The 12976-nt window shown below is 53.4% G+C and carries 9 protein-coding genes; 5 read left to right on the top strand and 4 right to left on the bottom strand.

Annotation, left to right across the window (positions count from 1 at the left end; translation table 11 throughout):
* Positions 1–731 precede the first annotated feature (731 nt).
* Entirely contained in the window at positions 732–2951 is a 2220-nt protein-coding gene (locus FBX99_RS13770) for a hypothetical protein (protein ID WP_145131802.1), read from the bottom strand.
* Between the two features lie 213 nt (positions 2952–3164).
* On the opposite strand from FBX99_RS13770, the gene FBX99_RS13765 reads away from it, so the two are divergent.
* From FBX99_RS13765 to FBX99_RS13755, 3 genes are all read left to right on the top strand, one after another.
* On the top strand, positions 3165–4055 hold the full coding sequence (locus tag FBX99_RS13765; protein WP_144927271.1) for a viroplasmin family protein: 891 nt from the start codon (positions 3165–3167) through the stop codon (positions 4053–4055).
* 50 nt (positions 4056–4105) lie between these two features.
* Positions 4106–4612, top strand: a complete 507-nt coding sequence (gene greB / locus FBX99_RS13760; RefSeq protein WP_144927268.1) for a transcription elongation factor GreB — start codon at positions 4106–4108, stop codon at positions 4610–4612.
* Between the two features lie 467 nt (positions 4613–5079).
* The gene (locus tag FBX99_RS13755) at positions 5080–6267 is read left to right on the top strand and encodes a hypothetical protein (RefSeq protein WP_256662485.1); all 1188 of its coding nucleotides are present in this window, start codon (positions 5080–5082) and stop codon (positions 6265–6267) included.
* Between the two features lie 547 nt (positions 6268–6814).
* On the opposite strand, the gene FBX99_RS13750 is transcribed toward FBX99_RS13755, so the two are convergent.
* On the bottom strand, positions 6815–7138 hold the full coding sequence (locus tag FBX99_RS13750) for an ATP-binding protein (RefSeq protein ID WP_178111933.1): 324 nt from the start codon (positions 7136–7138) through the stop codon (positions 6815–6817).
* Positions 7139–7377: 239 nt separating this feature from the next.
* Between FBX99_RS13750 and FBX99_RS13745 the strand changes: the two genes are divergently transcribed.
* Together FBX99_RS13745 and FBX99_RS13740 are read left to right on the top strand one after the other, a co-directional pair.
* Positions 7378–7800 carry a hypothetical protein gene (locus tag FBX99_RS13745; protein WP_144927262.1) on the top strand — a complete coding sequence of 141 codons (423 nt, stop codon included), beginning with the start codon at positions 7378–7380 and terminating at the stop codon, positions 7798–7800.
* A gap of 169 nt (positions 7801–7969) precedes the next feature.
* A complete protein-coding gene (locus tag FBX99_RS13740) occupies positions 7970–9157 on the top strand; it encodes a restriction endonuclease (RefSeq protein ID WP_145131800.1) in 1188 nt (395 codons plus the stop codon).
* 384 nt (positions 9158–9541) lie between these two features.
* Here FBX99_RS13740 and FBX99_RS13735 read toward each other — a convergent pair whose 3' ends face one another.
* Both FBX99_RS13735 and FBX99_RS13730 read right to left on the bottom strand, forming a co-directional pair.
* A complete protein-coding gene (locus FBX99_RS13735; protein WP_144927256.1) occupies positions 9542–12025 on the bottom strand; it encodes an arsenate reductase (azurin) large subunit in 2484 nt (827 codons plus the stop codon).
* A 13-nt stretch (positions 12026–12038) separates the two neighbouring features.
* Positions 12039–12557 (bottom strand): arsenate reductase (azurin) small subunit, encoded by a 519-nt coding sequence (locus tag FBX99_RS13730; RefSeq protein ID WP_144927253.1) that lies wholly within the window; start codon positions 12555–12557, stop codon positions 12039–12041.
* Between the last annotated feature and the right edge of the window lie 419 nt (positions 12558–12976).

The raw sequence follows: 12976 nt of genomic DNA, 5'->3' as shown, positions 1-12976 counted from the left end.
AGTATATGAGTTGAATTTCTGACAGCACCTATGTGCGGCCACGAGATTGAGGAGGCGACAAAACTCATTCGTCCCTCGCTCCTATCGAGCTGAATTACATACACGCGATCACGGGTTGACCACTAAGCCATCATTAGCGGCACGTCTTTTCCACCGCCTGCTCAAATGATCATCAGCACCAATCACGAAGAGGCCTGACCATATTGCCAGCCAAAACTACGCGATGGTCAACCAACGCATCCCCATAACCGAACCAACAACCTTAGCCATTGGTCGCCACCAGCCGCCTACAAAACGTGAAAATGTCGTAAGCCGAGAGGGCGTCGCGACTGGTGAATAGAGCCCAAGGTAGGAATACGTCCCGAGCCAGCGCCAGAAAATTTGCAGTTCTTGCTGAGCAGCCATCACAGAGTCGACGTTCCACCAAATGCCCCAGCACTCTTTCCAGTGCGAATTCACCGCCCAGGTCTGAATGAGCGATTGCCTCAATGGGCTTGAGATCCTCAATCAGTGAAGTCTGTGCAGAGACAATACGGGTCATCTACATGGCGTTGGAAGAGCTTGGCTTGGATATCCCTCCTTACTGGCTGCGAGACTAAAGCCATACCACGGCAATGGACGAAGCCCCACAAGCTTCCCATTGCCATTCCCTTACCCGTAGACGGCGCTACGCCAACTTCGATTTCGTCTAAACGCCAGGTGAACACCATCGGTACCCAAGGAGAGAGCGCTCATCCAAATGCTTCGCTGCGTTTAGCATAGAAATCCTTCACCTCTTCCCACGTCATTTTCATGGCAATGTTCCGTGCTGATGTTTCATCGAGAAGATAAACCTCCACGTCAGGATCCATGATGGGTGAGAGGAATTTGCCGATTCCCATAATCCGACCAGTCCCCACCGTACCGTCCTGGTTAAAAATAACTGCCGGGCGATGATCCCCCTCTTCGAACAACGCCCTCACGCCAGACTTCAACCACTCCCAATCGACAGTCACGGGAAAAGCTGGGCTAACGGTGTGAAGAACGACTGGAACGATTGAATCGATCCCTTTTACGAATGTGCCGGGAAACGCTCTGAGTAGTTCAAGATCTGGAATCTCATCAAGCACTGCATCCAACCGCACGCCGTCGACGTCCCCCTGCTCGTCCAGACAAGAAGATAAATGCGGGGCCACGTATTCTTCGAAATCGCGATATTCCGCAGACTGTAAAAGCTGACCTTGACTACCCTTCATCCGCAGAATCGCCCCTTTCAGGATGCGCCGAATTAACAAGGCTGCCTGGTGACGTCGATCAGGAGGAAAGCGATCAATGCTTCCTTCCTCAGACAATCTGAACAGCATTGCTTCCCGCAAACCCAGATCAAAACACGCCTGATGGAACGGATGCCGATCACTGATCAGATCCGTCCGCACCCATTTCGCAAGATCCTCCGTTGCCTGGAGTTTCCTGGACGGATCGTTGGACAGCATGGGTATAGGAGTGACGATTTCTTCCGTCACGTCATACATCTGCTTCATTTCGATCGCATAACGGAGCGCCTCCAACTGGGCCCACTCAACCATAGGCTCAATTCTCGCCGCATGCTCTTTATCAGGTGCTGCATTGAAAGCGGCCAAGGCGAGATCACCCAGCGCCCGGCCCACGAGGAAGGCATCACTGCACTTGATTGTCCCCCCCGGGAACGGCACTCCTGCCGACAAGTTCTCTATCAATGGCATAGCCACGACAGGGTCTGTCCAGTCGAGTTGGTTTTGGCTCATATAGGGCATGTACCAGTTCCGCACGGCCGGGTTACAGACGAACTCCCGCGCGTGTTGTCCGAGACTACCCCAGAACTCGAACCTGGTAGGCACCCCTCTTAGACGATATTGCCGAGCCTTCATTTGCCAACAAAAGTCTCCGCTGAACTCAGGCTCAAACTGCTCCTGCAGAATCGGGTAGGCTGCCTTGGCAAGGTCGTAGATTGTGGCAGGCGTCTGACCCGCAATATCGGCCTTGCGGCTGTCCAGAAACAAAGAAGCGTCAGAATCACGCTGCGACAACCCGTGCTCCTTGCACCAGGCGTACATGGAGTAGGGGTCGATGGCGCACAGCGTGATGCACCACCGCCCTCGCCCGTAGCCATTGACGTCCCGCCACAGCATCATGAAGCCGTGTGATCCTGCCCTGTCGCCTGCACGAGCAATGATGTCCATTGCGGTCATCACTAAACGTGGCGGCAGTCGTTCGTCAGCGCCATTCCCCTCTGCCTGTCCACCATCATTTTCATCGCCTTCGTCGTCGATGGCATCCGCTGATTTTTCGACCAGGTACAGATCGATCGAGGGCAATGCCTCCGGTGGCAGCTTCACGCTACCGGTGAGATGCCAAGCTTCGGGCAGATGGGCCTGCAGCGCGAATGAGGACTCAATAGACACCAGCTTGAGCGCCAAGCATTGCTTGCCCGACCATGCATTCATGCTACCGACTGCGTGTGTCAGAAGCGTCGACCAGTCTGCAGCCACCACGACAAAACAAATATCGAAATTGCCCAGGAATGGCAGCAGGTTCCGCAGTTCCTGTTCATAACCTGCAAGCTCGGTAACAGTCTGCCGCTCAGTCTCACTGGCTCGTTTAACCTCAAAAACCACGAGGGTCTTCGACTCGGGACTGAAACAGAGGATGTCGGGGCGTAGCACTTCCCCCTTGGTGAGCGAGATGCTGGTGTTGATTGAAATAATCTCCAGCAATCCTAGGCGGCCCAGTACGTGCCCAGCAGCCTCCGCCGAGGCACGTCGAGAGATGTAATCGATGCCGAAGGATGGAATGAAAAAATCCTGCCCAATTGCATCTGTTATGGAGGTGATGATTTCCTGACCTTTAATGTTTTCGAGCAACTGGTCGTTTTCGATAAGCCTTTGCAGCCAGGTCACTACCTCAGACTCAGGTGGCAATTTTGGTTTGGACATGATCCTTCCTTGAATTTCCGGGCCGCAGCTTTGAGCCATCAGAACACAATGGTGCGAGAGGTAATTTGTCAGCTCAAACGAAGCCGCCGACGAATTCATCCTAGCAGAGCCATACCCCAAAGCCGGCAAACAGCCAGATGACTCCTGGCAGATCGCCCACATTTCTGGTACGAGATAGAGGCCTTCTAAATATGAAGATCAAGGTTGCTCAGGATGGCAAAAAAGATTCGATTCTATGCAGTGATTCATGGACGCCATACAGGAATATTTGACAGATGGGACGGTGGAGCCCGAGCATCTGTCGACCATTTTCCTGAAGCCGAGCATCGTTCATTCAGATCGCTTGAACTTGCGGAGGAATGGTATCGGCAGAACACTCGCTCCCCGCGCTCAAATCACTCACCGGTGTACCATTTCAATACCGATACGATTGAAAGGCGACCCACGGCCAAGGCGCAGCCTGAGCTACACGATGATCTTTCCAAGCAATACCTCGTCTACATCATCATTGACCCGGAGACTGAGGAGCCTTTCTATGTTGGTGAGACCGGAAATTTCCCCCGCCGCCAGCAAGCCCACATTAGATCCGCGAACACAAGAACGAAACGAGCCGCTGCCAAGATCGCCCAGATTCTTGAAAAAGGGCAAATGCCTCTGTTCAAGGCCGTTGAGATTTGTGAATCGAAGGACGCTGCGCTAGCAGCAGAAACACAATGGATCAAACGCTGTGTCGAAAAGGGTCATACCGTTTGGAACCGAATAAGAGAACACCGAGAAATTCAGGAGCTTCACCACGCCCCCAAGATACAGATGGACAGCATAATCGGTGACGGCCCCATTCAACTGGGCCCCTACCCCTACACCTCTCGTTTTGAACTCAAAACCAAGCTGTATAGCTACATTTCAAATGCGCCCTCTGGCCGTGTAACCCATCCCGTAGCGTTGGAAAAACTCGAACTGATATGGGCCACCTCGAAACAGAAGAAATCCGCCCCCGAATTCTGGATAGTTCCTGAGGGAGTTGGAGCCAGCCTTTACGTAGTCCGAACAGATCGCACCGCTTCCAGCTTTGACTACATGGCAGTGATTGATCGCATTCCATAACCTGTGAAATGCTCGGATCTGTACGCATAATTCTTCAAAAGGAGGCCGCTTTGGCCACAAACATCATCACTCGCGGTGGCCACGACAGCCTCAAGGCGGAGCTCGATCACTTATGGCGCGTCTACCGACCTGAGATCACTCAAAAAGTCACCTGGGCTGCATCCCTGGGGGATCGGAGTGAAAACGCAGATTATCAGTACAACAAAAAGCTGCTGCGGGAGATCGATCGACGGATCAGGTATCTGCGCAAACGACTAGAGGACGTCAAGGTCGTTGACTATTCACCCGAGCAGGAGGGGAAGGTGTTTTTCGGAGCTTGGGTGGAGGTTGAAAATGACGATGGTGAGTTCAAGAAATTCCGGATTGTGGGTTACGACGAAATTTATGGGCGCAACGACTACATCTCGATCGATTCACCTATGGCACGGGCGCTGCTAAAGAAGGGACTAGGTGACGAGGCCGTGGTGCAGACCCCGACGGGCGAGGCCGTCTGGTATGTCAATAGTATTTCCTATGAGAGCCCTGCACATAGCGGGGGCCACCTATCAAGCGAATAGCGCTGTCGCCGCTCCCCAAAAACCGCCAATAGCCATCATTTGAAGAACAGGTATTTGCGATGAGGGTATAGGATTGGACAGATGCTTGGCGTCAGGATAAATGATCGCGTCCCCTCCCTCTCTGCTGCATGCTCACAAAGCGTGCTGGTCAAATCCGATTCAATCGACGGCTAGCACCAATAAATGACAGCTCAGTCGAATGCAAACGGGTGGTCACGTTGAGCGCCAATTCGCAGCCTTGCTATCCGCTGTAACGCCCGTAGTAGACACTCAACGCGGCCCGCCAAGATACTTGCACTCTTCACAACGGCTTGGTAGATTCTGGCTGCGCCGGGTAGGCGCACTTCACCCGTCAGTGTTAGCTGGAAACGGCACTACCCGCAGGAACTCAAAGCTCAAGGCCATGATTTTTCCAGGCCCCAAAGCGACGTAGGCGGGTGACGTTGCGGTAAGGGGCGGAGAAAAACATGAGCACCACCCCTGTTGTCCCCCCTTCTACACTCCGTGGTATCAAGCGCAAGGCAAAGTCCATTGCTCGCTTGCGTCAAATCTCCCACTCCGAAGCACTCGACATTGCCGCTCTGGAATCCGGTTACGAGAATTTTCGCCACGCCCAACGAGCCCTCATGCGCACTCAGGACAACGCGACTCCGCCATCATCTCCATCCATTGCGGCTGCGCAGGAAATGGTTGCACCCAATTCTAATGAACAAGGAATGCGCATGGGCATCAAGATGAGCTCCGCCTTTGATCAGAACAAGCAAGAGTGGGAAGCCGACACCTATCAAAAAGGCCTGGGCGCCGAGCCGTTGCAATGCAAGCATTGCGGCACACATGTCACCCATAATCCTCCGCACACCAGGGAGATGCACGACAAGTCGGTCTTCGTGCAGGGGTATTTCCGGTTGTTGCCCAAAGGCGCACACGCCGCAAACTGCCCTTTCGGTGTAGATGAAGAGATCAATAAGATCGCGAAGACATCTGAGGGGTTGATCGAGAGTATCCAGAAGGACAAATACCGGATGCGACTGGTAATGATTAAAGAGGCCCTGGAGGGGACAGGCGCGCCGAAAAATCCGGACGGAGGGGACAGAACAAAGACGGGCAGAACTTATACCTCCAATCCTGGGCTGTTGCCCGCGTATATCAACTCGGCCAATCGAGCCTTGAAACTCCGAACGCTCTGCGCAAGCAACCAGGATATCGAGCAGCATCTGGAACTGGTCTTTGAAGGCAATGTGAAGGTAGCCTGGAATCAGTTCTATTTCGAATCGGAACAGCACATGTCAGGCTTTCATGCCGTTTCGCAGAACACCGTGCAGCATCCCATTGCCATCCACGGCCAAGTCAGTAGCGTTCGTTGTGGACTCAAAGGCGACTCCAGCAAAAACGTGATAAACCTGCAGATGAGCAAATTCCGGCCGGATCCCGAAAACCCTGAGAATGGAATTGGCGTAGAGGTAAGTATCTGGTCGCCCCAATCCGAGTGGTTTAAGGGTATCCAGAATGGGGACGAGGTCGTGGTGCTCGGCATGTGGAAAACATCTACCACCCCTCCGGCGGCGGCGCAGCGAGAAGGTCGATACAAGACTTTTACCAAACGTCGGCTGAGTTTGAACATGATACTCAAAGCACAGATCACCAAGGTTCTATGATTGATTGCGAGTGCTCATCAGGCTTACGCGATCTCGTAAAGCTGGTGAACTGTTGTGAGACTCACTCCACCGTTTCCCATCACGGCAGCGTTGGAGTGATTGAGTTTCGTCAGGTAACACCGCCGCTGACTAAAAGCTGCTTTCCGCTTTTCCATACCCTTTCCCTTGCGGTCTTGGCAATTAGTTCTAGGGTATTGATGGTACGCCTAGAAACCATGGTGACTGGATAAACGCCGCTGATGTCGGTGACAAGATACCCCATTGAAATCAACCATTCGGATATCAAGTCAAGTATGTCAACGCACATTAAGCCAAGCCAGGCCCGAAACCGAAACGTGACGACCGAAAAGATGACAGAAGGCATCAAGTGAACCCCGAGACCAAGCCGAAGCACCCGACACGTCCCACCCACAGACCTGAAAAGTAACAAAGGTATTAAGGTGATATCAGCACTGCTCGCTGACCAGTCCCAACCTCAACATTTGTCCAGCCGGCCCGAACGGGCCGACTATGGCATTAATCGGTCAATCAGCTGAAATTTGACCGCCTAACCCACGCATGGAAGTCTGATTTCAAAGCAGACACCATCACCCAAGTTGCGGGCAGTCAGGCTACCACTCAGACGTGAAACAAAGGTCTTCGCCATATACAGCCCCTGTCCAAGATGTTCGCCCTCCTCTGCGCCGTCTCGCACAGAGACACCATATTCAAAAATTTCTTCGATAGGGTCATTCGCGATATGAGGCCCATTATTTTTTATAGTGATAACGGCGTCCCCTTGCTCTAAGTAGCCATCGACGATGATGTCAGTATCAAGCGCTCGAAAATCTTTGGCGTTATTGATGATCGCCGTCAGCACCGACTCCAGCATGTCAGCGTCAACCATCACATAAAGGGCAGAGTCCGTCTCGGAGGCTGGCCGGAAGATATAGTTCGAGGCTACAGCGTGCGGGGAACTTCCTTTCTGCAGTCTTGCACTGCTGGCACTGATAAGCGCGTATGCCTCTTTGACGCTCCCGAGCCGGAGTGACCAGACGACACTGTTCGCGAATGAAAGCCTTCGTCAGGGCCGGTTAGACTTACACCTTTGACTCCAAAGAGAACGCGATAATGACCGAATCTCCATACATCACTCACCGAGAAATCCTGCTCAACGGCATGTACGGCACGGCCTATTGCCTGCAGCAGTTCGTCCTTCATCAGCTAGACCCATATCGCTATGCATTTGACATCGATAATCATAGCGGTGGGCTCGATGGTCGGCATATCCAGATCTACAAGGATATGAAGCAGTGGTACTGGGACAATGGCCAGGCCTCAGCTGGCTTCAAGGAGGTGGCAGAGATCATTCAATCCCGTCGGGTTCAACAGGCTCAATCCAACCTTGAACAGCTTCGCTGCCTGCGAGAAATGCGGCCCGAGGATTACCCCCATGAGCCAGGGGAAAACCAGTTGGAGGCCTATCGCAACGACGTCGAACTCCATGAGTGGCACCACCGGGAACATGTGGCCAAGGGTGACCTTGACGAGTAGGCATCGAGTTCAAACCACCTCCGTAGACGGGTAGATAGCACTAGGCTATTGTCTGGCCTCAAGCACCGAGACCTTTCAGGACAATCAGCTACCCTGCGGCGGCAACTGATCAAGATTGAGGTGTAACGGCTTGCACCGCACCTCAGTCTTCAGCCCGGAATAGACGCCCATGATTTACCAATGCAATGGATGCAACAGAACTACTTTTGAGACAACCTGCCCTTGGTGCAACAGCTCGCAGGTATCACCATCTGCAGAGCTGCGCGCTCAACATCTGACGCCACTCGATCCTTCCTTTTACCCGGACTTTCAGTACCAGTCCAAGGGACTCCTCAAAGATTTTCTGGGCAAGAAGAAAGAGCAGGCACAGCTGAACGATCTGCTCAACAATGTGCTAAGAAAATACGCACAGCTCAAGCAGCCCTACTTCACGAACTTCATCCACACTACCCGTGAAACCTCTTCCACCAGCAACGATGCCGGCGTGCCAGGCCCAAGGCTCGATGGTGTGTACACCGAACGCGAGCTGTTTCGCGAGGTGCTGATCCGCAAGGGGTTCGATGAGCTTGAAGGTTTGCCCTCGCTACTGGACAAACTGCTTCTGACCACTGCATTCAACTCGACCTATCTTGGCTTCTCCAGAGAGCTCAGTCGCCACATCAAAGCCGACTTGGCCGAGACCCTTCGGTCATGGATCGATGAGGCTGGAACGACGTTCAGATCTGATCTCGCTCTGTTCTACTACTACCTCTGGGAGAACGATATTTCGTACCAGGGTGTCCAGTTCAATGCTCAAACGAACGCTACGACCAACACTCCTTTGATTTCCTTGCCGGCTTTCCGCTCCGGGCTCAGTCTTTGCGAAGGTATCTACTTCGACATCCTCGTCGAACGCTTGGGAAGCCAGCTTGAGCATTTCAACCCCAACCGGTTCATCACCATGTATTTGGTGGACGCGATGGACGGGTTCCAGTTCGAGGCGTTCCTGGTCGAGATTTTCCAGACCATCGGCTTCGACGTTAAGGAAACCAAGAAGACCGCCGATCAAGGGGCCGACTTGTTCGTGAGCCGGTTTGGCAAAAACATGGTGATCCAGGCAAAAAACTACACCGGCTCCGTTGGCAACGCTGCAGTTCAGCAAGCGATCTCAGCCAAGGCGTTCTACGGTTGTGACGAAGCCATGGTAGTCACCAATTCGTACTACACGAAGTCGGCCAAGGAACTCGCCACCACCGCCGGGGTACGCCTCGTTGATCGGGAGGGTTTGCAGACCTATTTGGACGATTACAACCAGAAACTCATTGAGGTCTTCCAGGCTGAAGCGGAAGAAGATCGGGAAGAACTGACCTTACGGTAGTCTGGACAACCGTTTCTGGAACAACCTGGCAGGCCTGGTGGCATACCTACGTGATTACATTCCTGTTCAGTCCCGTGGCACACCATCAAAGCTTCAGCTATCGAACTGCCTGCTATCGCTTGAGAAAGCCGGACATGGATCGCATGCAAGCGAGCACGGGCGGCATATGCGAGTGAGAAGTCCGGATCATGCAGAATGGCTCGGTCAAGCGCCTCGTTTTCCCAGGCCATAGAGAGAGCAGGAGATCTATACCTGTCCCTCACGCGCGAGAGGAAAGAACAAATTTGCGCACAACGTCCTCCCTCACCACCTGCGAGACTGCGCTCGCCCCAATACCATGATCGTAAAGACCTCGGAAAGAAACGCCTAGCGGGCGTGAAACAGCTATGCCTTAAATCTTCGTGACTTGAAGCTGATTGTCTCTTTGAATTCTTCCACTTTCCCAATACGACGAATACTCGCCCATGTCCCTTTGTAATAAGGCACTACGTTTCGATCAACCCATGGCGTGGTTAAATCACCCATAACGCCATTGAAATGGCCGAACTGCATGAACGTCTGATTCCGTTTGATATCCGGCTCTAGATAGGCCAGCGCATAGGACGAGCCGTAGTCGTTGAACACCTCGACCACATCCCCGGATGCAATAGCCAACGTTTGGGCATCATCAGGATTGATTTCCAGATAAGCCATCGGCACGCGCCTCTGCACAAAACTGTTGTACTGGTCGTGATAGAGCGTTTGCCATACCTCGTTAATACGTCCGTTGTTGACCCAGAACTGGTGCTTCTCCTTCTGTTCCTCCACCGGCTTTGGCAGGCCTGGCCACGTCGCTGGTTTGAACTCAGCTTCGCCGTCCGGCGTGTCGAATTTGTAATCGGAGTACAGCATTTCGGTGCCGATCAGTTTGCCGTCTCGGTACTCCTTGACGGGTAACTGGACTCCATTGTTGCCCATGGCTTGCAATCGCTCGTAGGTGACAATATTGCCCGTGGTTCCACCCTGACTATCAATAGGGCCAGCACCGGGTTGCCCGGCCATACGAAAGCCGTCATTGAACGCGTCCTCCTCAGTTTTCCAGTCGAACCCTGCGAAGCGCGCCGCCATGTCCTGCTTTCCTTCGGCGGTATACATTTGCCGGAGGGTGTTAGCGATAGCTGCCGCGATGAGGCAATCGGCTTTCGCCGAACCAGGAGGATCGGTGAATTTTTGCGACAGACGCATCCTGCGTTCCCCATTCATAGAGGTGAGATTTATCTCACCCGGATGGGCTGCTGGCAGCATCACGTGCGCGGCTTCTGCTAGCTTGGTGGGGTAGAGGTTGATATTGGCGAGGAAGAGCCCACCTTTGTTTTTCACCGCATCGTAGATCGCATCCACCATCTGCGTGGTTGAGCCGCCGCGAACATTGGCCATAGCCTCCCTGACAATATTGGCGCGCTTCAGAATGACCGTGCGATGTTGCTCGGCATTGAGCGTGGTCTGAAACGGATTAGCTCCCCAAGCGGTATACATCATGCCCTTGCCGTTGATGACCTCCTGATCCACGTAGATCTTGGTAGTGCCTGGATAAGGTGGGCGTGTATAACCCTCTTGATGCCCGCCCATTCGCACCACACCTGTACCCCGTCGTCCGACGTTATGGGTCGCAAGCACTAAATCGACCAAAGCAGACTGGATGAGGTAGTTGTCATTGCCCCAAATAATCCCTTTCTCGTAGGCATGCATGGTGTGGGGGCGGTGACCAGAAGCTTTAGGCTTGTAGGCCCATTCGGCAGCGAGCTTGAGCTTCTCCGCCGACACGCCGGTGATGTGGCTGGTTTCTTCGAGCGACAGCTTGTTGGCTTGAAGTGCCTGATCGAACCCCTTGGTATGGGCTGAGATAAATTCCTTGTCGTGCCACTCTTGTTCAACCACGTAGGTCAACAGGCCGTTGAACAGGGCGATATCCGTTCCCGGTTCGATATCCAGGTGAAGCACGTTGTCCTTGCCCGCCGCTTGCTCGGCAACAGCAATGGTCGGTGTCCTGCGCGGGTCAACAAAAATCACTTTCGCTGGTGCAACGGTTTCTCCAGGAAAACGCTGTTTACGTTTGTCGATCGTCTGTCCCTGTAAATTGGGTATCCAGTGGGCCAGGAAGTAGTTGGTTTGGGTTTCGTAGGAGTTGCAGCCGATGGCAACAATGACGTCGGCCAACTCGGCATCTTCATAGCTGTTGTTCAGTTCGCCAATGCCCATCTCGCGGGTGGCGTGGCACTCGGAGTTATAGGCCGGGCGATTGTGGATACGTACCAGCGGAGTTTTCAGCGCTGTGAACATCAACTTGCCGGTGCCCCAGGTATTCTCAAACCCGCCCCCGGCACCTCCGTGATCGAAGCAGTCAAAGGCGAGCGCGGCTGGCCCGTCATTATCTAGAATCTTCTTGGTCACGCCCGCATAAAGCGCCAGCGCATCATCCCAGCTGGTGTCCACCCACTGGTCAGCCACATAAACGCGTGGACTGCGTAACCGCTCCTTGCCTACGCCATCGGGGCTGTACATGACCTTGGCGAGCTGTCCGCCTCGTGTGGAAGACAACCCTTTATTCACTTCGCACTGTTTGTCCGGCACGATCATGATGTTGTAGCGCTTACCATCCTTGTCGGTGATCGTATTCTGCATCGCCGGGGTCATGATGACAGCCAAAGGAGGTAGCTGTTTGCGGAAGTCGAGCCCGAGTGCGTTTTCATCGGGTGCCCGTCCGCCTTCCTGATTTTCCGGCCATTTGTACACATGATAGCCACAACCCACGATGCAGAAGTGGCATGTCAGGTTGGTCTTTTGGGCCCCTGGAGGTGGGAGCGCTACACGATCTTTGTTGGTTGCCATTTGAATCTCCTTATCACAGGAGGTTGGACTGACGTCCGTAGATCAACCCTTCTACGGCAACTGCACGTACCGAATCGTCTTTGGGGTTGTATTCGAGCACTATGCTTGGCAGGTTCTCAGTAGCTTGGCCGGAAACCATTTGGCCAATATTCTCAGGATCGAAAATGCTGAAATGACAGGGGCATTTAAACAACTTCTGTCCTGCGTCATAGGCAACCGGACAACCCATGTGTGTACATAGCATGCTGTAGGCGACAATGTCGCGCTCCGGGCCGACGCCCCCCGGAACAGGTGCGCCCATTTTGATCAACGCGCAAGGTGAGGCCGCGTCAGGATAGAAAAATGAAAAGGGTGTGTTGACCTGCAATTTCTGCGCGTTGGTGATCGCTTTCATTTGGTAGGGGAGATTGACTCGCCCTTCTACCACTGGCAGTGATGTCGCCGCTTGTGTGAGTTCAGGTACCCCGATGGCCACGCTCGCTGCAACACCGCCTCCCACTTTCAGGAAGACTCTTCTGGATATCGATGTCATCTCTGCCTCTGCATTATGTTTGCGATACGGACGGCCCCCGCCTATGTACTAAGCAACCTTTACTTCAGCCGATTCAGCATAGGATAGAAAACCGTTCTTGCGACCAAATGACTCAAGTATCGAGAGATACCGTCCCTTGCATCGTCGACACTGACACCCTTCTTGGGGATCACTTGACTACTGACTGTGTACTTAAAGCAGGTAGTCGACGCCTCAACTGCCCCCTGCTTGATATCGTCAGCGGAGGCGAAGAACTCTGTATCCGTCCGGCCAAGTCACCTACCAAGCCCCGCAAAGCCAAGACATGGTGTGCACTTAAATTTAAGTGGACACCAGTTCTAGCCTTTTAAGCGGGTATTTCATGCAGCCAACACGCCGTTCCTATTCCAAGTCCTTCAAAGCCCAGGTCATTCAAGAGT

It is taken from the genome of Pseudomonas sp. SJZ074 (genome assembly GCF_007828215.1).
GTDB lineage: Bacteria > Pseudomonadota > Gammaproteobacteria > Pseudomonadales > Pseudomonadaceae > Aquipseudomonas.
This window is presented reverse-complemented; position numbering and strand designations above follow the sequence as displayed.

Bases quoted from the DNA above. Each gene is read 5' to 3' on its own strand.
- FBX99_RS13770 (WP_145131802.1), bottom strand. From the start codon at position 2,951: ATGTCCAAACCAAAATTGCCACCTGAGTCTGAGGTAGTGACCTGGCTG.
- FBX99_RS13765 (WP_144927271.1), top strand. From the start codon at position 3,165: ATGGCAAAAAAGATTCGATTCTATGCAGTGATTCATGGACGCCATACA.
- FBX99_RS13755 (WP_256662485.1), top strand. From the start codon at position 5,080: ATGAGCACCACCCCTGTTGTCCCCCCTTCTACACTCCGTGGTATCAAG.
- FBX99_RS13750 (WP_178111933.1), bottom strand. From the start codon at position 7,138: ATGCTGGAGTCGGTGCTGACGGCGATCATCAATAACGCCAAAGATTTT.
- FBX99_RS13745 (WP_144927262.1), top strand. From the start codon at position 7,378: ATGACCGAATCTCCATACATCACTCACCGAGAAATCCTGCTCAACGGC.
- FBX99_RS13740 (WP_145131800.1), top strand. From the start codon at position 7,970: ATGATTTACCAATGCAATGGATGCAACAGAACTACTTTTGAGACAACC.
- FBX99_RS13735 (WP_144927256.1), bottom strand. From the start codon at position 12,025: ATGGCAACCAACAAAGATCGTGTAGCGCTCCCACCTCCAGGGGCCCAA.
- FBX99_RS13730 (WP_144927253.1), bottom strand. From the start codon at position 12,557: ATGACATCGATATCCAGAAGAGTCTTCCTGAAAGTGGGAGGCGGTGTT.